The sequence below is a fragment of the Mycobacterium sp. ABE4_509 genome (assembly GCF_056160785.1).
Genome location: NZ_JBSWXU010000084.1, coordinates 1 through 22318, shown reverse-complemented (window position 1 = coordinate 22318; position 22318 = coordinate 1). Strand labels below are relative to the sequence as shown.

Here is a 22318-nt window from a genome sequence, read left to right as displayed (position 1 = left end):
CAGCGCAGCTGGGCCCAGCTGACCCCGGCGGATCGCGCCGGCGCGCTGCGCGATTTCGCGGCCGCGGTGGACGCCCACATCGACGAACTGGCGGAGCTGGAAGTGGCCAACTCGGGCCACCCGATCGGCAGCGCCCGGTGGGAGGCCGGCCACGTCCGCGACGTCCTGCAATATTATGCGGCTGCACCGGAACGGTTGGCCGGCAGTCAGATTCCCGTCGCGGGCGGCTTGGATGTGACGTTCCACGAGCCGCTGGGCGTGGTCGGGATCATCACTCCGTGGAACTTTCCGATGACCATCGCCGCGTGGGGTTTCGCGCCGGCGCTGGCCGCCGGCAACGCCGTCCTGATCAAACCGGCGGAGTGGACACCGCTGACCACCCTGCGCCTCGGTGAGCTCGCCGCGGAGGCCGGATTGCCGGCTGATCTGTTCTGTGTGCTGCCCGGCGAAGGTCCGGTCGTGGGGGAGCGGTTCGTCAGCCACCCCGACGTGCGCAAGGTCGTGTTCACCGGCTCCACCGAGGTGGGCATGCAGGTGATGGCCGGTGCGGCCGCACACGTCAAGCGGGTCACTCTCGAGTTGGGCGGCAAGAGCGCGAACATCGTGTTCGACGACTGCGACCTCGAGCGCGCCGCCGCGACCGCGCCGTACGGCGTGTTCGACAACGCCGGCCAGGATTGCTGCGCACGCAGCCGGATTCTGGTGCAACGCAACGTCTACGACAGGTTCATGGAGTTGCTCGAGCCGGCGGTCAAGGGGGTGGTGGTCGGCGACCCCACCGACGACGGCACCGAGATGGGACCACTGGTGTCCAGGGCGCACCGCGACTCGGTGGCCTCCTTCGTGCCCGACGGCGCACCCGTGGCCTTCCGGGGTTGGGCCCCGACCGGGCCCGGCTTCTGGTTTCCGCCAACGGTGTTGACACCCCCGCGGGGTGATCGCGCCGTCACCGAGGAGATCTTCGGCCCGGTGGTCGCGGTGCTGCCGTTCGAGGACGAGGCCGATGCGATCGCACTGGCCAACGCCACCGACTACGGCCTGTCCGGTTCGATCTGGACCGACAACCTGTCCCGGGCGCTGCGCGTGACCAGGGCGATCGACGCCGGCAACCTGTCGGTCAACTCGCACTCGTCGGTGCGCTACACCACCCCGTTCGGAGGCTTCAAGCAGTCGGGGCTGGGCCGTGAGCTCGGGCCGGACGCCCCGCTGTCGTTCACCGAGACCAAGAACGTGTTCATCGCCGTCGACGAGTCCCCGGAGGAGAACTGATGGATCTGACCCAGCGTCTGGCCGGCAAAGTGGCCGTGGTCACCGGCGGCGCCAGCGGTATCGGGCTGGCCAGCGTGCGACGGCTGCACGCCGAGGGCGCCACGATCGTGATCGGCGACATCGACCCCACCACCGGCAAGGAGGTCGCCGACGAGTTCGGCGGAACCTTCGTGCCGGTCGACGTCGCCGACGAGGTGGCCGTCGACACCCTCTTCGACACCGCCGCGAAGACCTACGGCTCGGTGGACATCGCGTTCAACAACGCCGGCATCTCCCCGCCCGACGACGACCTGATCGAGAACACCGGGCTCGACGCGTGGCAGCGGGTCCAGGACGTCAACCTCAAATCGGTGTTCCTGTGCTGTAAGGCCGCACTGCGGCACATGGTTCCGCAGCAGAAGGGGTCGATCATCAACACCGCGTCGTTCGTCGCGGTGATGGGCTCGGCGACCTCGCAGATCTCCTACACCGCCTCCAAGGGCGGGGTGCTGGCGATGTCGCGTGAGCTCGGTGTGCAGTTCGCCCGGCAGGGGATCCGGGTCAACGCGCTGTGCCCGGGGCCGGTCAACACACCGCTGCTCAAGGAGCTGTTCGCCAAGGATCCCGAGCGGGCCGCGCGCCGGCTGGTGCACGTTCCGGTGGGCCGGTTCGCCGAACCGGAGGAGCTGGCCGCCGCGGTGGCGTTCCTGGCCAGCGACGACGCATCGTTCATCACCGCCTCGTCGTTCCTGGTCGACGGCGGCATCAGTTCGGCCTACGTCACACCGCTGTAGCCGGACGCCCTGATGGCCGCGCAGCCCAGCCCCGCCGAGCGTGCCGACGCCAGCGATGCGCTGCTGCGTCCGGTACGCCCGCTCAACGCGTTCGAGGACACGGTGTCGCGGCTGCTGCAGACCATCCGGCTGGGGGTGTTGCAGCCCGGCGAATCACTGCCGCCGGAACGGGAACTGGCCACCCGGTTGGGGGTCAGCCGTGACACGGTGCGTGATGCCATCAAGTCGCTGGCCGAGGCCGGCTATCTGGTGTCACGGCGGGGGCGCTACGGCGGCACGTTCCTGGCCGAGTCGCTGCCCGCACCCAGCGCCGACGCCTTCCGGTTGTCCCGCGCCGACATCGACGACGCGGTCCGGCTGCGCGAGATCCTCGAGGTCGGAGCCGCCCGCACGGCAGCGGGCAGAACGCTGACGGCCACCGAGCGGCAGGCATTGTCGAACCGGCTGGCCGACGTCCGCGGCGCGGACACCGCCGACTACCGGCGGCTGGATTCCCGGCTGCATCTGGCGATCGCCGAGGCCGCCGGCGTGCCCTCCCTGGTGCCCCTGGTCGCGCAGAACCGCATGCGGCTCAACGAGCTGCTCGACCGCATCCCGCTGCTGGCCCGCAACATCACGCACTCCGATGAACAGCACGACGCGATCGTCGCGGCGATCCTGGCCGGTGACGCCGAGACCGCGGCGCAGACCATGTCGGCCCACGTTCGGGGCTCGGCCGCGCTGCTGCACGGATTCCTGGACTGATCACGCGGCAGGTCGACACACCCGGGCGCTGCGCCGACGCGCGCGCCGGTCGAGGACTAGATTTGCAGGGGTGGAGGACGAGCACCTGGTCGAGCGGGCGTCCTCGGCGCTGGCCGAGGTCGACACCCCGGGCTGGGCCCAGCGGTTCGATCTCGTCTCCGATCCGCACCGGCTGGAGATCCTGCTGTGTCTGCACCGGTCACCGGGGATCTGCGTCAGCGACCTGGCCGCCGCGCTCGGCCGGTCGGAGAACGCTGTCTCCCAGGCGTTGCGGGTGCTTCGTCAGCAGGGCTGGGTGACCAACACCCGTGCCGGGCGTTCGGTGACCTACCGGCTGGAAGACGAGACGGTGCACGACCTGCTGCACTGGATCGGCGCACGGCACGGCTGAGGCCGGATGCCGGTCCGCCCCGCCGGTGACGCCCGGGAATCTAGACTTCCAGGAGTGCGCGTGTTGAGCGTCGACAAGCCGCCGCTGGCGCCCCGTCCGGATCTGGGTGCCGGGTCCGACCAGCCGGTTCACGCGCGCATCGCCAACTGGCTCGAGTCGCTCATCGGCGCGGGCGAGTTGGCGCCCGGGGATCGTCTGCCCTCGGAGGTGGAGATCGCCACGGCGCTGGGGGTCAGCCGGATGACGCTGCGCCAGGCCCTCGCCGCGGTCGAGGCGAAGGGCCTCATCGACCGCCGCCGTGGCCGCTTCGGCGGCAACTTCGTGGCGGCCCGCCGGTTCGAACTCGACCACGCCAGCCTGCCGGGCTTCACCGAACAGATGCGGCGCTTCGAGGTGGAAGCAGGCGCGCGGGTGCTGCGGGCCGGCACCCATCGCCCCGATGCCCAGGTCGGCCGGGCGCTCGGGTTGCGTCGCACCGACCGGGTGCACGAGATCCACCGGCTGCGCACCGCCGACGGCGAGCCGATCGTGCTGGAGGAGGCCCACCTGCCCGCGGCGATGTTCCCCGGGCTGCTGGCCAAGGATCTGCAGGGGTCGCTCTACACGGTGATGGGTGCCTACGGCTGTGCTCCGCAGTCCGCCGACCAGCGCATCGAGGCCACCGTGGCGACCCCCGACCTCGCCGCGATCCTCGACGTCGCCGCGGGGAGCCCGTTGCTGCTTATCATCCGGACGTCGTTGGCCGCAGACGGCCGTGCGGTCGAGTTCTCCCGTGACTACCACCGCTCCGACCGGACCGCGATCCGGATCCATTCGCAGGCCGAGGCCGGCGGCGCTGGTCGTCGGCCACGCTGACCGCTGTGCGCCGACCGGGCAGGAAGACGGTCGGCGGGCGAGGTGACCGGCAGTCTATTAGTCTAGACCTTTGACAGGGCCGGTGCGCAAAGTAGCGGACGTCCACACAGCGTTGAGGTTCTTTCGATGCCGTCACAGCTCACCGACGAACAACTGAACACACTGTTCGACCAGATCCCCGCGCTGGCGGGCAGGCCGCGGAACCTCGAAGAACTGTCCGGCGGCCTGACCAACCGCAACGTCAAGGTCAGCACCCCGGGAGCGGTGTACGTCGCACGCTGCGTGGACACCGGCGCCAACCTGCTCGGCATCGACCGCGACCGTGAACACCACAACAGCGTGGCGGCCGAGAAAGCCGGTGTCGGTGCCCCCGTCATCGACTACCGCCCCGACCTGGGGGTGCTGCTGCTCGGCTACCTGGACGGAAAGACGTTGAGCAACGACGACTTCCAGAACGACGGTGTCATCGCCCAGGCCGCCGCGACCTGCCGGCGACTGCACCGGGGGCCCCGGTTCGCCGGGCGGTTCGACATGTTCGAGCGCCAACCTGCCTACCTGGCCACTACCCGGGCCCACGGCTTCCGCATTCCGCACGACTACCTCGACCACGCCGAGGCCTTCGCCGCCGCCGAACGCGCCCTGGGCGCCACCGACGCGCCGACGGTGCCGTGCAACAACGACCTGCTGGCCGGCAACTTCATCGTCGACGGTGAGCGGATGTGGCTCATCGACTACGAATACTCCGGAAACAACGACCCGTGTTTCGAGCTGGGCAACATCTGGAGCGAGTGCGGGCTCTCACTGGACCAGCTCGACGAGCTGGTCACCACCTACTACGGTCGCCCGCTGCGGCACAAGACCGCCCGGGCCCACCTGCAGGGCATCGTGGCCAAGTACGGCTGGACGCTGTGGGGGTGCATCCAATTCGGCTCCAGCGCCATCGAATTCGACTTCTGGGACTGGGCGCTGGAGCGCTACGAGGCGGCAGTGGCCGAATTCCGCAGCCCCGCCTACGCCCGGCTGCTCGACGACGTCGCGGCCCCCGACTGAGCGACGGAACCGGAAAGAGAGAACCCATGACGTCAGCGAAACCGCTGCCGCAACGCGCCCACGTCGTCGTCGTCGGCGGCGGCGTCATCGGCACCAGCGTCGCCTACCACCTGACCAAGCTCGGTATCGGTGACGTCGTGCTGCTCGAACAGGGCCAGCTTTCCTGCGGAACCACCTGGCACGCCGCCGGCCTGGTGGGGCAGCTGCGGGCCTCGGAGGGAATGACCCGGCTGGTCCAGTACTCGACGTCGCTCTACACCGAGCTCGAGGCCGAGACCGGCCTCTCGGCAGGCTACAAACAGTGCGGCGGGGTCACCGTCGCGCGCACCGAGGACCGCATGGTGCAGCTGCGTCGCACCGCCGCCAACGCCGCAGCATTCGATCTCGATTGCGAACTCCTCACCCCGGCGCAGGCACTGGCGCGCTACCCGGTGATGCGCACCGACGACCTGGTCGGGGCGATCTGGCTGCCGGCGGACGGCAAGGCCAACCCCACCGACCTGACCTTCGCGCTGGCCAAGGGAGCCCGGATGCGCGGGTGCCGGATCATCGAGAAGGTCCGGGTGCTCGACGTGCTCACCGACGGCGCCGCCGTGCGCGCCGTGCGCACCGATGCCGGCGACATCGAGGCCGAGATCGTCGTCAACTGCGCCGGCCAGTGGGCCAAACAGGTCGCCGCGATGGTCGGCGCCAACGTCCCGCTGCACTCCGCCGAGCACTTCTACGTGGTCACCGAGGACATCGACGGTGTGCACCCCGACCTACCCATCCTGCGCGACCCGGATGGCTACACCTACTTCAAGGAGGAGGTCGGCGGGCTGGTCATCGGTGGCTTCGAGCCCGAGGCCAAGCCGTGGGTGGCGCCGGATGCGATCCCGTACCCGTTCGAGTTCGCCCTCCTCGACGAGGACTGGGAGCATTTCGAGATCCTGATGAACAGCGCGCTGCTGCGCATCCCGGCGCTGGAGTCGACCGGAATCAAGAAGTTCTACAACGGTCCCGAGAGCTTCACCCCGGACAACCAGTTCGTGCTCGGTGAGGCGCCCGAATGCCGGAACTTCTTCGTCGGTGCGGGATTCAACTCGGTCGGCATCGCCACCGCGGGGGGCGCGGGCCGCGCGCTGGCGGAATGGATCGTCAACGGAGCCCCGACCTCGGACCTGACCGGGGTCGACATCCGCCGCTTCGCGCCGTTCAACGGCAACAACCGCTGGCTGCACGACCGCGTCGCCGAGGTGCTCGGCATCCACTACGAGATCGGATGGCCGAACCGCGAGATGACCACCGCCCGGCCGTTCCGGCGTTCCCCGGTGCACCACCTGCTGTCCGCCGCCGGCGCGAACTTCGGCAGCAGGATGGGCTGGGAGCGGCCCAACTTCTTCGCCCCGCCGGGCAGCGACCCGGTTATCGAGTACACCTGGGGCAAACCGAACTGGCTGGAGTTCGCGGCGGCCGAACAGGCCAGCACCCGCACCGGGGTGACGGTCTTCGATCAGACCTCCTTCTCCAAGTACCTGCTGGTCGGGCCGGACGCCGAGGCCGCCCTGCAGTGGCTGTGCACCGCTGACGTCGGCGTCGCAGTGGGCAGCACCGTCTACACCGGCATGCTCAACGCGCGCGGCACCTACGAGGCCGACGTCACGGTCACCAGGACGGCCGCCGAGCAGTTCCTGATCGTCAGCGGCGCGGCGAGCAGCGAACGCGACCAGGACCACATCCGCACCCAGATCCGCCGGCACTTTCCGGCGGGCGCCAACACGCAGTTGGTCGACGTCACGTCGGCCTATGCGGTGTTCGGGGTGATGGGGCCGTCTTCGCGGACACTGCTGGAATCGCTGACCGATGCCGACCTGTCCGACGAGGCGTTCGGATTCGGCACCAGCGCCGAGATCTCCCTCGGCTACGCCACCGTGCGCGCCACCAGGATCACCTACGTCGGCGAACTGGGTTGGGAGATCTGTGTTCCCACTGAATTCGCGGTCGGCGTATACGAGGACCTGATGGCCGCGGGCCAGGAGTTCGGGGTGGCCCGGGGCGGCTACTACGCGCTGGAATCGCTGCGCCTGGAGAAGGGATACCGGGCCTTCGGCCGCGAGCTGTCGCCCAGCGAGAACCCGGTCGAGGCCGGACTGCTGTTCGCCTGCAAGCTGGCCACCGGCATCGACTTCCTCGGCCGTGAAGCCGTGGAGCGTGCACGCGCCGAGGGGCCCCGGCGGCGCCTGGCGAGTTTTCGGGTCGACTCCCCGGAGCCGATGCTATGGGGCGGGGAGTTGATCCTGCGCAACGGTGAGGTCGCCGGGCAGGCGACTTCGGCGGCGTGGGGGCAGACGGTCGGGTCGTGTGTCGGGCTGGCCTACCTGCGCGCGGTGGACGGCGCCGTGACCGACCGGGACTGGGTGCGCAGCGGCGACTACCAGATCAACGTCGGCGGCACGCTGTACCCGATCTCGGTGGCGCTTCGGCCGCTCTACGATCCGGCCGGCGAACGGGTCCGCGGCTAGCCTCCGCCGGCCGTGGCGAAACCCGCCGGGCCTGACGCGGCGGTGTTGCACACAGCTAAGTGTGTAACGTTGCCCTAACGTCACAACGATTCTCTTGATGGGCGTTGTACCGTCCCGATATCGCAGTTCAGAACAACACCTTGGACAACTCGGCCCCATTTGGCCGCGGCTTCGGACGAAGCTCGGTAAATTCCCGTACCAGGCCGGGTTTGGCGGGTAGATCAGTTACGGAGCGTCATGGAGTCAACCAAGCACATCGGCCGTGTCGGAGCCCTGGCTGTCGCCTTGGGTATCGGTGCTGCGCTGACCAGCGGGGCCGGGATCGCCTGGGCGGACGGCGCCGACGGCGGCAGTTCGGCCGGCAGCTCAGACAGCTCCGGCGGGGATGGCGGTAGCCGCACGCCGCGGGACACCGACTCCACGTCCGACTCGTCCGACGCCGAGCCCGGCCGCTCCGTGCCCTCGGTCGCCGAACGGATCCGCAACAGGGCCGGGTCCCGCGCCGAACGGACCGCCGACCGGCAGGGCGGGGCCCCCGACACAGACGTCGAGTCGGAGCTTGAATCGGAGCTCGAGTCGGACCTCGACTCGGAACTCGAATCGGACCTCGAGTCCGGCGTCGGCGAGGACGTCACTGATGCCGACTCGGACACCAGCGAGGACCTCGGCGATGCCGATACGGAGCCGACCGGGGACCGCGGTGCACAACCAGAGGCGGTGGACAACGAGGCGGACTCCGCTCCGGCCGCCGAGGGCGCAGTTGACGAATCGGAGCCCGAATCGCGCAGCAGAGCGAACCGCGCAACCGATTCCCGACGTGAACCGCTGACCCAGGTCACCGCACCGAAGGGCACTGGCTTCGCCGCAGATTCACCGGCGCAGGCCCTGCAGGACGCCGCGAACGGTGTCGTGGAAGAGGCCGCCGGCCGTGGCCGCCGAGCATCCGAGTCGCTGCGCGCGACGCTGGAGCCCGCAGTGACGCTGGCCAGCGCACCGGTGCTGACCGCCACGGCTTCGGGCGACCCCGCGCTGGCCACACCAACGAACGGGACCGCCGCGGCGGAGGTCCCACAGCTGGTCACCGGACTGCTGACGATGGCCGCTGCGCCGTTCACCGGCAGCCTGCCGGGCGCCCCCTGGGGCGGTCAGGTGCCGCTGGCGTGGGCGCTCGCCGCCTGGACCCGCCGCGAATCCCAGAAGGACGTCAATCCCGATGGCCCCGATGGCGTCGCACTGAAGTCTGTCGACGGAACTGTCTTGCCGACACCGGCCGACGCCGAGGTCGCGTTGCTGGCCGCCGCGCTGGTGGCCGACGACGAGTGGCAACAGAATCCGGGGCAGACCCCCGCACCGGTGATCTCCGGCTCGACGAGTTCGACACAAACCGGCTGGACCACCGGCAACGGCTCGGGCACCGGCCCCACCGACGTGTGGTACGTCGGCGGTACCGACCTGGGAATCATGTGGGTCGGCAGCACCGACAGCGAAGGCAAGCCCATCGTCTACGCCCTGTTCGGTGACACCTACGACGTGGCCGATCCGGCGTCGAACCGGGGCTGGCGCGACAACGTGCTGCTGCGCTCGACAGACCTGAACCTGAACAACGGGCTGCAGTTCAGCGATGCGGTGATCAGCCCTGGCGGCATCTACGCCGACAACACCTGGTGGAACCCGCAGCGCTGGACGGTCACCGGCAACCCGGACGGCAACCGCGCCGGGGCCACCCAGATCGTCCCCGACAGCGAGATCCAACGGATCGACCGCCTGGAACGGACCACGACATACACGCTGATTCCGACAGCGGCCATCGCCGGTGGGCCGGTGCTGGACGACGACGGTGAGCCGCAGGTCGACGAGGACGGCAACACCGTCAACTATCAGTACGCCACCGTGATGTCGATCAAGCAATGGGGTCAGGCCGGCAGTTGGACCACCAACTGGTCGGCGGTCGCCGTCTCCGAGGATGGCGGAAAAACCTGGACCATCGACGAGGACACCGTCCGCAGATCGTCTGGTGGCAACGCCCGCTTCCAGCAGAACGCCATGATGTACGGCAATCCGGACGACCCCGACTCCTGGACCACACCGGAGCAGACCGAGCGCTACGTCTACGTGTACGGCACCCCGTCCGGCCGGCAGGGTTCGGCCTACGTGGCCCGCGTGCCGGAAAGTCAGATCACCGACCTCGCTGAGTACCAGTACTTCGCCGGGAACAACGAGGACGACACCGGCAACTGGGTCAAGGGCGACCCGTCGGCTGCCACCGCGGTGATCTCGTCGGAAGGCAGCACCGGCTCGATCTTCCCGGAGACCGGCATCATCGGCGCCATCCTGGCTCCGTTCGTCAGCTTCCTCAAGTGGATCTATCCGGCCGGGTTCGCACCGGGCGGCATCTTCTCGGCGGGCGGCAGCAGCGGCAACGTCAGCGAGATGTCGGTGCAGTACAACGAGTACCTCGACAACTACGTGGTGGTCTACACCGATGGTGGCAACAACGTGGTGATGCGGGTGTCCGATTCGCCACAGGGCGAGTGGTCGAAGTCGACGGTCCTGCAGGGCAACGCCGGAGCCGGCCAGAACACGTCGATGTACGCGCCGATGATCCACCCGCTCTCCGGTACCGATCAACTGGGTGCCGGTAACGAGAAGTACCTGTACTACAACGTCTCGCAGTGGAATGACTACAACGTCCGGATGATGCGTGCGGACCTGAGCAGGCTCGAAGTCACCGAGTCCCTATGAGCCGGCACCTTCTGGCCCTGACGGCGGGCGCCACGGCACTGGCGGCAACCACGATGGTGGTCGCGTGCGCACACGCGGATCCGGGGAACGCCACTCCGGCGGAACCCGCCGGGCCACCACAGCCGGGCGCGACCTGCCCGACCGGTCAGTACGGCGCACTCACCGCGCTGCCGCCGCAGCCCGGCGACCCGAGCAATCGAAAGAACCTGCTCGAGTGCACCGGCGGGACGTGGCAGGCTTTCACCGGCGAGTACCCCGACTCCGATCGGTGGCTGACCTCCGGTCCGGAACTCACGTTGCGGGGACAGGGCATCCGAAACCCCGAGGTGATGGCCGGGCAGTGGACCGGTACCCCGCAGCAGCCGGACGGAGTCTGCAGCGCAGAATATTTCGACGTCACCGGCGGACCGGACAAGACCAGTGAGCCGCAGACCCGCACCGGTGATCCGGGTCAGCCGCTCACCTTCGAGGCGACCACGGCCTTGTACACCGTCAAGCTCAGCGGCTTCTGCCTCTGGCAGCGCAGCTAGCCGAACCGGCGCGCCAGGTCGAGGATCTCGGCGACCGGCCACTGATCGTCGGCGTGGGTGCCGTACTTGGCGGCCAGCAGTTGCCCGTCGGGGGCGATCAGGAAGTCGGCCGGTAAGCCGAGATGGTCCTCACCACGGCCTACCCCGGCGGTCAGCGAGCTCTGGCGCCTCGCTCCCCGCGCCGCGGCCAGCCAGGCGCGGGGGTGGGCGACCGAGGCCAGGGACGTTCCGACCCCGAACTCGTCGTAGAGTCGCCGATCCGGGTCGGCGACGACCGCGAACGGCAGGTCCGGTTGGTATCTGCGCAGCGGTTCGGCTGCCGAGTGGAAGACGACGACTTCGGTGACCCCGGCCGCGACGATCTCGTCGTGGCGCTGTGCGACGGACCGGATGTGCAGGTGGCAGATGGGGCAGCCGGCGAACCGGCGGAACTGCAGGTGGACGAGACGGTCGGGGTCGGGTACCGGGACCGCGGTGTCGTCGATGGCTCTCAGGTGTCGAGGGGACACGACGTCGCCGGGGGCGAATGCGGACATCTTCGCAGTAGACCACGGTCAGTGAGGTGTTCGTGGGCAATGTCGGTGCCTGCCCAGATGTCCCGGATGTCGCTGATCTCGGTGAGCTCCGGCGGGGCAGGTCACCGAATTGTCATGATGTCGGCCTGTCGGTTGCCGGAGACTGTGACCATGCTGGAACCCCCGGCTGCGGTGCCGGCCGCGACGTGGTCGCAGCCCGGCACCGGTGACGTCGGCTCATCGACTGGCCCGGCACGGGAAGGATCTGCAGTGATTCGGATGGCGATCGCGGTGATGCTGAGCATCGGCTTGTTCAGTGGGTGCGCCGCCGAGACCGCGCCCTCGTCGGTGTCCTCGTCGCCGGAATCCGCGGTGGCCGGCCCGGCCGCATCGACGCAGGCGCCCGCGCCGACGGGCCCGGCTGATGTGTCGGTTCCGGCGCAGCTGCAGTTCAGCGCCACCACGCTCGACGGCGAGCAGTTCTCGGGGGAGAGCCTGCTGGGCGCTCCCGCGGTACTGTGGTTCTGGGCCCCGTGGTGTCCGACGTGCCAGCGGGAGGCGCCGGTGGTGGCGCAGAGCGCGGCAGACAATCCCGGCGTGCGATTCATCGGCGTCGCAGGCCTGGACGAGCCGGCGGCGATGCAGCAGTTCGTCGACCGCTATCCGGTCGAGGACTTCACCCAACTCGCCGATGTCGACGGTGCGGTGTGGGCGAAGTTCGGCGTCACCCGCCAGCCGGCGTTCGCGTTCGTCGACGCCGCCGGCAACGTCGACGTCGTGCCCGGCAGCATGTCCGAGTCGGAGTTGGCCGAGCGGGTCGGCGCGTTGTCGGGAGGATGATCGACACCGCCGTGATCGGTTTCGCGCTGGGCGCGGGGCTGGTGGCCGCACTGAACCCGTGCGGCTTCGCGTTTCTGCCGGGCTATCTCGGTCTGGTCATCGCCGGGGGCGCCGAATCCCCTTCGCGCCCCGCGGCACTGGCCCGCGCGGGCGCGGCGACGGTGTCCATGGCCGCCGGATTCGTCACTGTGTTCGGGGTCTTCGGGCTGGTGGTCTCGCCGCTGGTCTCGTCGGCGCAGCGTTACCTGCCCTACTTCACGATCGTCATCGGTGTCGCCCTGATCGGCGTTGCGGCGTGGTTGCTGTCGGGCCGGGACATCACCGTGGTCCTGCCGAAGGGGTCCGGCGGTGCGCCGACGGCGCGACTGCGTTCGATGTACGGCTACGGGGTGGGTTATGCGGTGGCCTCGCTGTCGTGCACGATCGCACCGTTTCTTGCGGTCATCGGCACCACCGTGCGCCGCGGCGACGTCGTCACCGGCATTCTGGGTTTCCTCGCTTACGCGGCCGGAATGACCATCACCGTCGGCGTCGCGGCGCTGGCCGTGGCGCTGGTCGGGCCGGGCGCCGGCGGCGCGATCCGGCGAATACTGCCGCACGTCAACCGGATTGCGGGGGTGGTGGTGCTGCTGACCGGGTTGTACGTGACGTACTACGGGATCTACGAGGTCCGGCTGTTCTTCGCCGACGGCGACGCGGCCGACCCGGTGATCGAGACCGCCGGTGCGGTGCAGACCTGGCTCGCCGGTGCCGTCGACGCGCTCGGGGTCTGGTCACTGCTGGCCGCATTGACGGCGTTGGTCGTGATCGGTGCCGGGTGGCAGCGATCGCGGCGCCGGCGCGGCGCATCGAGGTCGGCGGACTCACCGGCGACCGGCGACGGATCGGGCCTCGATTGAGCCCCCGCGGTGTTGTTCGTGGTGTTTGGGAGGGGGCGGTCGCGGGGAACGCGGGTCCCCATGACGCGTAGGTGGACGGTTTCGGTGCCCCTTGCCGTCGCGGCGGTCGCTCTCGGGGGCTGTTCGCTGGACAACCGCGGCGCCGAGACCACCCAGGTGCAGACCTCGACGCCGTCCCCGCCGGCCGCCTCGTTCGGGGCCGAGGCTCCGACCCCGCCGCCGTCGACCGACCGGATCCCGCCGGTCGGTGGCCGATGGCTGGAGATCGACGAGGTGGACGGATTGGGCCCCATCGTGGTCGACGGGGTGGGCCGCACGGTCTACGCGTCGTCGGCCGATTCCCCCGGGGAGTCCACCTGCTACGACGACTGCGCCGACACCTGGCTGCCGTTGCTGGCCGACGGTGACGCATCCGGCGGCATCGGGATCCAGGTGGCGCAGGTACAGACCACCGCCCGCCGGGACGGCAGTCAGCAGGTGACCTACCAGGGTCATCCGCTGTACTGGTACGTCGGTGACGGCATGCCCGGGGAGATCAACGGGCACGCAGTGGACCTGTTCGGCGCCGAATGGTTCGTCCTGACACCCGACGGCGATCGCGCCACCGTGCAGTGAGGCGGTCGCCCTGCCCGGTCGGGCAGTTCCCCGCTGGTCATCTGATCAGCTAGACAGATGTTCAGACCGCGGAATAGGGTGCTGGTGTGAACGCGCAGACCCTTGCCATGCACATGAGCGACGGCATCGTCAACGCGCCCGTCTCGGTGGCGTTCGTCGCGATCGCCGTCGTTGCGCTCGGTGTCTGTGCCTACCGGGCACGCACCGAGCTCGACGAGCGGACGGTGCCGCTGGCCGGATTGGTCGCGGCCTTCATCTTCGCGGTCCAGATGGTGAACTTCCCGATCCTGCCGGGCGTCAGCGGGCACCTGCTCGGTGGCGCGCTGGCCGCGATCCTCGTCGGGCCCTTCACCGGGGCCCTGTGTGTGGCGGTGGTCCTCATCGTGCAGGCGCTGCTGTTCGCCGACGGCGGGGTGACCGCGCTGGGTACCAACATCGTCAACATGTCCGTCATCGGTGTGGCGGCCGGCTACGGCACCGCGCTGCTGGCCTACCGGCTGCTGCGCACCAGGGGCGAGGTCGGCGTGCCGGCCCTCGGGGCGCTCTCGTTCGTCGCTGCGGTCGTCGGAACCGTCTGCGCCGCGATGGGTTTCGTGCTCGAGTACGCCCTCGGCGGTGCGGCCACGACATCGCTGGGGACGGTGGCGGCCTACATGTTCGGCACCCACGTGCTGATCGGAGTCGGGGAGGGGATCATCACCGCGCTGACCGTGATGGCTGTGGTGCGGGCCCGCCCCGACCTGGTCTACCTGTTGCGCACCAACCCGGCGAAGGTGGGGACGAACGCATGACCGAGTCGACGCATCGGCGCTGGTTCTTCTGGATCGGGTTCGCCGTGGTCACCCTGCTCATCGCCGGTGGCGTGTCCTACCTGGCCAGTTCGAACCCCGACGGCCTGGATTCGGCGACGTTGCAGGGATGCGAGGTCGTCGAGACCGCCGGCGGGGAAGAGTTGCGCGGTGACTGCATCGCCCAGCACGCCGAGGAGCACTCGCTGGCCGGTTCCCCGCTGGCCGACTACGCGCTGGGCGGCCAGGACGGCACCGGCGGATTCGCCGGGATCATCGGGGTGCTGGTGACCGTGCTGGTGGCCGGCGGAATCTTCTGGCTGATCGCCCGCTCGCGGGGTAGGGCCCACAGCAAGACCGGAGACTGACGTGGCTGGCGGCCACTCGCACCCGCTCTACCGTGACGGGGACTCACCGGTGCACCGGCTGCCGGGCGAGGTCAAGGTCGTCTGTCTGGTGGTGTTCGTGCTGGCGGTGGTCGCCACCCCGCGGGAGCTGATCTGGCCCTTCGGGCTGTTCGCCCTAATCGTTCTGCTCACCTGGCGGGTGGCCCAGATCCCGCTGCGCTGGGTCCTGCCGCGGATGCTGATCGAGGTGCCGTTCGTGGTGCTGGCGGTGCTGTTGCCGTTCGCCGAGGGTGGTGAACGGGTGACCGTCGCCGGGGTCGAGTTGTCGGTGGCCGGTCTCTACGCGGCGTGGGGAATCGTGGCCAAGGGAACCCTCGGCGTCGCGGCCTCGCTGACGGTGGCCGCCACGACGTCGGCGCGCGAACTGCCGATCGCGCTGAGCAGGTTGCGTGTTCCCGGTGTCATCGTGTCGGTGCTGACGCTGATGATCCGCTACATCGACGTGCTGGCCGCCGAGGCCCGGCGGATGCGGATGGCGCGCATCTCCCGCGGTGACTCACCGCGGATGATGCATCAGATCGGCGCGACCGCCAAAGGCGTCGGCTCGTTGTTCCTGCGCTCCTATGAACGCGGCGAGCGGGTCTATCTGGCGATGCTCTCCCGAGGCTTCGACGGTCAGGTGCCGCCGCTGGCGGTCGGGGCGGGCTGTGCGGTGGCCGCCTCGTCGCGGCAGTGGGTGCTTGCGCTGGTGCCGGCCTCGGCGGCGGTGCTGGTGGCGGTCAGCGCCTGGGTGGCGCGATGAGCGTCCCGTCGGTGCGGGTACAGGGGCTGCGCTACAGCTACCCCGACGGTCACGTGGCGCTCGACGGCATCGACCTGGATGTGGCGCCGGGGGAGCGGGTGGCGCTGCTGGGACCCAACGGCGCGGGCAAGACCACGCTGATGCTGCACCTCAACGGCGTGCTGACCGCATCGGCCGGCGCCGTCGAGATCGGCGGGACAGTGCTGTCGCGCAACACGTTGCGCGACATCAGGCGCCGCGTCGGGCTGGTCTTCCAGGATCCCGACGACCAGTTGTTCATGCCCACCCTGGCCCAGGATGTCGCGTTCGGCCCGGCCAACTTCGGTCTGCGCGGCGAGGAGTTGGCGGCCCGGGTCCGCGACGCCCTCGACATCGTGTCGATGACCGAGCTGGCCGACCGGAGCCCGGCACACATGTCCGGCGGCCAGCGCCGACGCGCCGCGCTGGCCACCGTATTGGCCTGCGAGCCCGAGATTCTGGTGCTCGATGAGCCGTCGGCGAACCTCGACCCGGTGGCCCGGCGTGAGCTCGCCGAGACGCTGGCGGGGCTGGACGCGACGATGTTGATCGTCACCCACGACCTGCCCTACGCTGCGCAGCTGTGCGACCGGGCGATCGTGATGGACCGCGGTGTCATCGTCGCCGACGGCCCGGTGGCCGAGGTGCTCTCGGACGCCGAACTGCTCGCCAGGCACCGCCTCGAACTGCCGTGGGGGTTCACCGTCGGCTCCCGCTGACGCGAACCAACCGAGCTCGCCGAACTGGCATTCCGGCAGCGAAAGTGCGAGAGCGCGCCTGCCGGAATGCCGTTTCGGCGGTCAGTGGCGGCGGTCAGTGCCGGCGCGGCGGCGGCCAGGGCCGCTCGTCGCACAGCGCCAGCAGCGCGTTCTCCACCACCTCCGGCAGCGCCGGGTGAATCCAGTACTGGCCGCGTGCCATGTCCTGGGCGGGCAGGTCGAACGCCATGGCCTGGATGATCGGCTGGATGATCGACGACGCCTGGTGGCCCATGATGTGGGCGCCCAGCAGCAGCCCGGTGTCGTCGTCGACGATCAGCTTGGCGAAGCCGGTCGAGTCCTCCATCGCCCATCCGTAGGCGACGTCGCCGTAGTCCTGCACCTTGGACCGGATGCGGTAGCCGGCTGCGCGGGCCTCGTTCTCGGTGAGTCCGACACAGGCGATCTGCGGTTCGGTGAACACCGCCGAGGGCACGTTGCGGTGGTTGGCCGGCATCAGGTTCTCGGTGTCGTCCCAGTCGGCCAGCAGGTTGTTCTTGACCACCCGCGCCTCGTGGTTGGCGACGTGTTTGAGCTGGTACGGCGAACTCACGTCACCGAGCGCGAAGATGTTGCGGGCGGTGGTGCGCTGGTAGTCGTCGACGGTGACCAGGCCTGCCGAGACCTCCACCCCGGCGAGGTGCGCGTCGAGCAGATCGCCGTTGGGCACCCGCCCCGTGGCGACCAGCAGTGCGTCGGCGCGCAGCGTCGAACCGTCGTCGAGGTCCAGGGTGACCCCGGCCGGGCCGGAGGAGCCGCGAAGGATGTTGCGGCGGCTGTGGATCTCCCACTTGCGGCTCGCGATGTCGGTGAACCGTTCGCAGACGGTGTCGTCGCAGTGACTGAGCATCGTCGTGCCGCGCAGCACGATCGTCACGTGTGACCCGAGCGCGGAGAACACGTGCGCGAACTCCGCGGCCACGAAACCGCCACCGACGATGACGATGTGTTCGGGCAACTCGGGGATCCGCATGATGGTGTCGCTGGTGTGAAAGGGCACCCCGCAGTCGGCGATCGCCGGGGGCACCGTCGCGCGGGCCCCCGCGGCGATGACCACCTGCTCGGCGCTGAACTCGTCGCCGGCGTCGGTGCGCAGCCGGTAGGACCCGTCCGCGGCGGGCGCGGCGAAGCGGGTGTGGCTCGCGAACACCTCGACGTTCGGGGAGGAACGCCGGTACTGCTCGCCGCCGGCGGCCAGCGGATCGATGCGGCCGAACACCCGCGACACGATGTCGGGCCAGTGCACCTCGTCGATGTGGGCGTCGACGCCGAACCGGCCCGAACCGCGGACCTGCTGGGCCACCCCGGCGGCGTAGACGAACATCTTGGTAGGGATGCAGCCCACGTTCAGACACGTCCCGCCGAACACGCCTTCCTCACAGATCGCCACCCGCTTGTCGGCATAACGTTCGTCGAGCAGCGAGTTGCCCGATCCCGTTCCGATGATCGCGATGTCGAAGTCAGCCATTGCCGTCGCTCCCGTCCCCCGATTGGGTTGCCGCGCAGCCGTCGAGGTGCACACCGCGGTACCAGTCCAGCCAGCGGTCCAACTCGGCGTAGGCGGCGCGGCGGGACTCGGGCACCGACAGGAACACGTCGTGCTTGGCGTCCACGATCGGGGCCACCGTGGTGCGGTTGCCGATGCAGCCCGCCCAGCGGGCGATCTGTGCCACGTCGAGGACGGCGTCGCCGCGCTGGATGGCGGCCGGGTCGGCGACCTCGCGCACAGTGCGGTCCGACCGCAGGATCAGGTTGGGCACGCCGACATCCAGGCCGCGGTGCAGGCGGGCCTGGCCACGCCGGATCGCGTGCAGCCAGCCGAAGGTCACCGGGAAACCGCCGATCGGCTTCCAGGTGAGGCTGTATTCGAACTCGCCGTCGTAGTCGCGGTGCAGGGTGGCGCCGTAGCCGCCGCTGGTGGGCCGGCGCACCACGGTGTGCTTGCGCAGCCGCCCCAGCGCCTGCAGTGCCACCGACGTCGGCGCCGAGCGCAGAAACGGATGCCCCTGCAGGTCCAGCCAGGGGCTGTTGAGCACCAGGCCGGTCACACCGGCGCCGGCGGTGGCCCCGCGGCGGCACATCCGATCCAGCCATAGCGACGTCACCAGTCCGCCGGCCGAGTGCCCGTACACCAGCACCCGGGCCGGCGACACCGCCGCGATGAGGGCCAGCGCGCGCTCGAGCTCGACGTCGTAGCGGGTCAGGTCGGTGGTGAAGTGCGGGGTCTGGCCAGGCCGGTGGGAGCGGCCACATTTGTGCAGGTCAAGCGCGTAGACCCGGAAGCCGCGGGAGGCGAAGTGGTCGGCCAGCTCGGTGTGGAAGAAGTAGTCGGTGAATCCGTGCACCACGAGCACCACGTCGCGGGCGTTGCGCGCTGCGTCGTCACCGGGGTGTCCCCGGCTGACCAGCGTCGCCACCAGCTCACCCTGGCCATCGGGATCGGGGCCCAGCTCGAACGTCGACTGCCAGTATCCGGGCAGCACATCGGGCTCCCATCCAGACACGTCTGCCACCCTAATGCCGATCCGGGATGCCCACGGCGCCGTGTGGCGATGGTCGCCAGGTGGTCTCCGAGTCCCGCGGGATAACCTGAACACCGGTAAGCCGTGATCTACGGGCCGCGACTGCGAAGGACCGACGAGTTGTCTGAACCGGAGAAGACCGACGTCCTGCTGGTGGGGGCGGGCATCATGAGCGCGACGCTGTCGACGCTGCTGCGTCTGGTGGAGCCGGACTGGTCGATGACGTTGGTCGAACGCCTCGACGGTGCGGCCGCCGAGAGCAGTGACGCCTGGAACAACGCCGGCACCGGGCACTCCGCGCTGTGTGAGTTGAACTACACCCCGGCGCGCCCGGACGGATCGATCGACACCACCAAGGCCATCAACGTCAACGAGCAGTTCCAGGTCTCCCGGCAGTTCTGGTCCTACGCCGTCGAGAACGGGGTGCTGCCCGACGTCCGCAGCTTCCTCAACCCGATCCCGCACGTGAGCTTCGTGCAGGGCGCGGACAACGTGGACTACCTGCGCCGTCGCTACGAGGCGCTGGTCACCAACCCGTTGTTCGCCACGATGCAGTTCATCGACGACCGCGACGAGTTCGCCCGCAGGCTGCCGCTGATGGCGGCCGGACGCGACTTCTCCGAGCCGGTCGGGCTCAACTGGACCCAGGACGGCACCGACGTCGACTTCGGTGCGCTGTCGCGCCAGCTGATCGGTTTCGGTGCCAAGCAGGGTATGTCGACCCTGTTCGGCCACGAGGTCACCGACCTGACCAAGAACTCCGACGGGACCTGGAGGGTGAAGGTCGTCAACCGGCGCACCGACCGCAAGCGCACTTTCGACGCCAAGTTCGTCTTCGTCGGGGCCGGCGGCGGCGCGCTGCCGCTGTTGCAGAAGGCCGGCATCAAGGAGTCCAAAGGTTTCGGCGGCTTCCCGGTCGGCGGCCAGTGGCTGCGTACCGGCAAGCCCGCTCTGACGGCCGGTCATCAGGCCAAGGTGTACGGCGTGCCGCCACTGGGCGCGCCTCCGATGTCGGTGCCCCACTTGGACACCCGCGTCATCAACGACAAATCGTGGCTGCTGTTCGGGCCGTTCGCCGGATGGTCGCCCAAGTTCCTCAAGCAGGGCAGGATCACCGATCTGCCGTTCTCCGTCCGGCCCGACAACCTGGTGTCGATGCTCGGGGTGGGCCTCACCGAGATGGGTCTGCTGAAGTACCTGATCGGCCAGCTGCTGCTCAGCGAGGCGGCCCGGGTGGACACCCTGCGCGAGTTCGTGCCCACCGCGCAGGACGCCGACTGGGAACTCGACATCGCCGGTCAGCGCGTCCAGGTGATCCGCAAGGCCAAGGGCAAGGGCGGCGTGCTGGAGTTCGGCACCACCGTGCTCTCGGCCGCCGACGGCAGCATCGCCGGGCTGCTCGGCGCGTCACCCGGCGCGTCGACCGCGGTGCCGGCGATGTTCGACGTGATGCAGCGCTGCTTCCCCGACCGTTACGAGGGCTGGCAGCCCAAGCTCAAGGAGATGGTCCCCTCGCTGGGCACCCCGCTGTCGAGTGAACCGGCACTGTTCGAGGAAGTCTGGGCATGGGGCACCAAGGTGCTCAAGCTGGACGAGCCCGCCAGCGGTGTACCGGATGTGCCCGGCGGCGTCTCGGTCGCCGGAACCGGCCACACCCCGACCTCGGCGAGCGTCTGACGGTGACTGCTTGATGACGGTCGCGCTGCGTCGCAGCTGGGCCAAGGACCTGGACGCCGCAACGCTCTACGAGCTGCTCAAGCTGCGCGTGGAGGTCTTCGTCGTCGAGCAGGCCACCCCCTATCCTGAGCTGGACGGCCGGGACCTGCTCGCCGAGACCCGCCATTTCTGGCTGGAAAATCCTGAGGGGCAAGTGATTTCGACACTACGTTTGATGGAGGAGCATCCGGCGGGGCAGAAGGCCTTCCGCATCGGGCGGGTGTGCACCAAGCGCAGCGACCGCGGCCACGGGCACACCGCCCGGCTGCTGACCGCGGCGCTGGCCGAGGTGGGTGACTACCCCTGCCACATCAACGCGCAGACCTATCTGGCCGAGATGTACGGCCGGCACGGGTTCGTCCGCGCCGGCGAGGAATTCCTCGATGACGGCATCCCGCACGTGCCGATGGTGAAACCGTGACCGTCGCCGAACGCGCCGAGGTGAACTATCCGTTCAGTGCGCTGGTCGGCCACGAACGGCTGCGGCTGGCGCTGGTGTTGTGCGCGGTGCGGCCCGACATCGGCGGGGTGCTCATCCGGGGTGAGAAGGGCACCGCCAAGTCGACGGCGGTGCGCGGTCTGGCCGAGGTGCTGACCGCGGCGTTCGGCGATGCGGGGGGCGGGCATCTCGTCGAACTTCCGATCGGCGCCACCGAGGACCGCGTGATCGGGTCGCTCGACCTGCACAAGGTGCTCAGCGAGGGGGAACACGCCTTCTCGCCCGGGCTGCTGGCCCGCGCCCACCGCGGCGTGCTCTACGTCGACGAGGTCAACCTGCTGCACGACCATCTGGTCGACATCCTGCTCGATGCGGCGGCCATGGGGCGGGTGCACATCGAACGCGACGGTGTGTCGCACAGTCACGAGGCCCGGTTCGTGCTGATCGGCACGATGAATCCGGAGGAGGGCGAACTGCGCCCGCAGCTGCTGGACCGGTTCGGGCTGACCGTCGACGTCGCCGCCTCGCGCGACGTCGAGGTGCGCACCGAGGTGATCCGTTCGCGCCTGGCCTTCGAGGCCGACCCGGCGGGATTCGCGAAACGCTACGCGCGGGCCGATGCCGAGTTGGCCGTCCGCATCGCCGATGCGCGGGCGCTGCTACCGGATGTGGTGTTGCCCGACAGTGAATTACGCCGGATCGCGGCGTTGTGCGCGGCGTTCGACGTCGACGGGATGCGTGCCGATCTGGTGGTCGCGCGCACCGCGGTGGCGCACGCGGCCTGGCGCGCGGCGGGCGACGCGACGGGAGAGATTCCAGGGGCGTCGGTGGTCGACGAACAGGACATCCGGGTGGCCGCCGAACTGGCGCTGCCGCACCGTCGCCGGCGCGACCCGTTCGACGACCCGGGCCTGGACCCCGAACGGCTCGACGATGCGATGGATCAGGCCGCCGAGGCGGCCGATCAGGAACCCGATCCCGAGCCGCCGGGCGGAGGCGAGGCGGCGACCGACGAGTCCGACGGGCAAGCACCGCAGCAGGACTCGGGTTCCGCGGCGGATTCGCAGGGGTCGGAAGCCCCGTCCGGCGACGGCCCACCCCCGGGGCCGGATGTGCCGCCGTCCAAACCGGTCTCGAGTGCGCCGCCCTCGGCGCAGTTCCGGACCCGGCCGCTGGTGGTGCCCGGCGTCGGCGAGGGGGCTCC

At 69.7% G+C, this 22318-nt stretch carries 22 protein-coding genes; 19 read left to right on the top strand and 3 right to left on the bottom strand.

Annotated features, from left to right (window positions below; translation table 11 throughout):
• The 9 genes from ACXAID_RS17695 to ACXAID_RS17655 all read left to right on the top strand — a co-directional run.
• A partial coding sequence (locus ACXAID_RS17695) for an aldehyde dehydrogenase family protein (RefSeq protein ID WP_475023513.1) occupies nt 1–1269 on the top strand: 1269 nt, incomplete at its 5' end.
• Nucleotides 1266–2042, top strand: coding sequence for a 3-oxoacyl-ACP reductase (locus ACXAID_RS17690; protein WP_475023516.1), 777 nt, complete (start codon nt 1266–1268; stop codon nt 2040–2042). The genes ACXAID_RS17695 and ACXAID_RS17690, both read left to right, overlap by 4 nt.
• A 12-nt stretch (nt 2043–2054) precedes the next feature.
• Nucleotides 2055–2786, top strand: a complete 732-nt coding sequence (locus ACXAID_RS17685) for a FadR/GntR family transcriptional regulator (RefSeq protein ID WP_475023512.1) — start codon at nt 2055–2057, stop codon at nt 2784–2786.
• Between the two features lie 70 nt (nt 2787–2856).
• Nucleotides 2857–3177 (top strand): ArsR/SmtB family transcription factor, encoded by a 321-nt coding sequence (locus tag ACXAID_RS17680; RefSeq protein ID WP_475023511.1) that lies wholly within the window; start codon nt 2857–2859, stop codon nt 3175–3177.
• A gap of 54 nt (nt 3178–3231) precedes the next feature.
• Complete coding sequence (locus ACXAID_RS17675; protein WP_475023510.1) at nt 3232–4032, top strand: GntR family transcriptional regulator; 801 nt, start codon at nt 3232–3234, stop codon at nt 4030–4032.
• A gap of 126 nt (nt 4033–4158) precedes the next feature.
• Complete coding sequence (locus tag ACXAID_RS17670; RefSeq protein WP_475023508.1) at nt 4159–5082, top strand: phosphotransferase; 924 nt, start codon at nt 4159–4161, stop codon at nt 5080–5082.
• A gap of 26 nt (nt 5083–5108) precedes the next feature.
• The gene (locus ACXAID_RS17665; RefSeq protein WP_475023507.1) at nt 5109–7583 is read left to right on the top strand and encodes a GcvT family protein; all 2475 of its coding nucleotides are present in this window, start codon (nt 5109–5111) and stop codon (nt 7581–7583) included.
• Nucleotides 7584–7820: 237 nt separating this feature from the next.
• The gene (locus ACXAID_RS17660; protein ID WP_475023506.1) at nt 7821–10325 is read left to right on the top strand and encodes a DUF4185 domain-containing protein; all 2505 of its coding nucleotides are present in this window, start codon (nt 7821–7823) and stop codon (nt 10323–10325) included.
• The gene (locus ACXAID_RS17655) at nt 10322–10855 is read left to right on the top strand and encodes a hypothetical protein (protein WP_475023505.1); all 534 of its coding nucleotides are present in this window, start codon (nt 10322–10324) and stop codon (nt 10853–10855) included. Before ACXAID_RS17660 ends, ACXAID_RS17655 begins: the two co-directional genes overlap by 4 nt.
• Here the strand turns inward: ACXAID_RS17655 and ACXAID_RS17650 are convergent.
• Entirely contained in the window at nt 10852–11391 is a 540-nt protein-coding gene (locus ACXAID_RS17650) for a peroxiredoxin-like family protein (protein WP_475023504.1), read from the bottom strand. The genes ACXAID_RS17655 and ACXAID_RS17650 overlap by 4 nt on opposite strands.
• Nucleotides 11392–11664: 273 nt before the next feature.
• Between ACXAID_RS17650 and ACXAID_RS17645 the strand changes: the two genes are divergently transcribed.
• From ACXAID_RS17645 to ACXAID_RS17615, 7 genes are all read left to right on the top strand, one after another.
• Nucleotides 11665–12210, top strand: coding sequence for a protein disulfide oxidoreductase (locus ACXAID_RS17645; RefSeq protein WP_475023515.1), 546 nt, complete (start codon nt 11665–11667; stop codon nt 12208–12210).
• Nucleotides 12207–13109 (top strand): cytochrome c biogenesis CcdA family protein, encoded by a 903-nt coding sequence (locus ACXAID_RS17640; protein WP_475023503.1) that lies wholly within the window; start codon nt 12207–12209, stop codon nt 13107–13109. The genes ACXAID_RS17645 and ACXAID_RS17640 overlap by 4 nt, the downstream gene beginning before the upstream one ends.
• A gap of 84 nt (nt 13110–13193) precedes the next feature.
• Nucleotides 13194–13724 (top strand): COG4315 family predicted lipoprotein, encoded by a 531-nt coding sequence (locus ACXAID_RS17635; RefSeq protein WP_475023502.1) that lies wholly within the window; start codon nt 13194–13196, stop codon nt 13722–13724.
• Nucleotides 13725–13831: 107 nt separating this feature from the next.
• On the top strand, nt 13832–14515 hold the full coding sequence (locus tag ACXAID_RS17630; RefSeq protein WP_475023514.1) for an energy-coupling factor ABC transporter permease: 684 nt from the start codon (nt 13832–13834) through the stop codon (nt 14513–14515).
• A complete protein-coding gene (locus ACXAID_RS17625) occupies nt 14512–14880 on the top strand; it encodes a PDGLE domain-containing protein (RefSeq protein ID WP_475023501.1) in 369 nt (122 codons plus the stop codon). Before ACXAID_RS17630 ends, ACXAID_RS17625 begins: the two co-directional genes overlap by 4 nt.
• 1 nt (nt 14881) lies before the next feature.
• A complete protein-coding gene (cbiQ, locus tag ACXAID_RS17620) occupies nt 14882–15661 on the top strand; it encodes a cobalt ECF transporter T component CbiQ (RefSeq protein WP_475023500.1) in 780 nt (259 codons plus the stop codon).
• Nucleotides 15658–16398 (top strand): energy-coupling factor ABC transporter ATP-binding protein, encoded by a 741-nt coding sequence (locus ACXAID_RS17615; protein WP_475023499.1) that lies wholly within the window; start codon nt 15658–15660, stop codon nt 16396–16398. Before cbiQ ends, ACXAID_RS17615 begins: the two co-directional genes overlap by 4 nt.
• Nucleotides 16399–16492: 94 nt before the next feature.
• Here ACXAID_RS17615 and mtr read toward each other — a convergent pair whose 3' ends face one another.
• Both mtr and ACXAID_RS17605 read right to left on the bottom strand, forming a co-directional pair.
• Complete coding sequence (gene mtr / locus ACXAID_RS17610; RefSeq protein ID WP_475023498.1) at nt 16493–17905, bottom strand: mycothione reductase; 1413 nt, start codon at nt 17903–17905, stop codon at nt 16493–16495.
• A complete protein-coding gene (locus tag ACXAID_RS17605; protein ID WP_475023497.1) occupies nt 17898–18941 on the bottom strand; it encodes an alpha/beta hydrolase in 1044 nt (347 codons plus the stop codon). Before ACXAID_RS17605 ends, mtr begins: the two co-directional genes overlap by 8 nt.
• A 138-nt stretch (nt 18942–19079) precedes the next feature.
• Here ACXAID_RS17605 and mqo point away from each other — a divergent pair, with 138 nt between their 5' ends.
• From mqo to ACXAID_RS17590, 3 genes are all read left to right on the top strand, one after another.
• Entirely contained in the window at nt 19080–20636 is a 1557-nt protein-coding gene (mqo, locus tag ACXAID_RS17600; RefSeq protein WP_475023496.1) for a malate dehydrogenase (quinone), read from the top strand.
• A gap of 13 nt (nt 20637–20649) precedes the next feature.
• The gene (locus ACXAID_RS17595; RefSeq protein ID WP_475023495.1) at nt 20650–21096 is read left to right on the top strand and encodes a GNAT family N-acetyltransferase; all 447 of its coding nucleotides are present in this window, start codon (nt 20650–20652) and stop codon (nt 21094–21096) included.
• Nucleotides 21093–22318: magnesium chelatase ATPase subunit I (locus ACXAID_RS17590; RefSeq protein WP_475023494.1), on the top strand; the 1226-nt coding region annotated here is incomplete at its 3' end. The genes ACXAID_RS17595 and ACXAID_RS17590, both read left to right, overlap by 4 nt.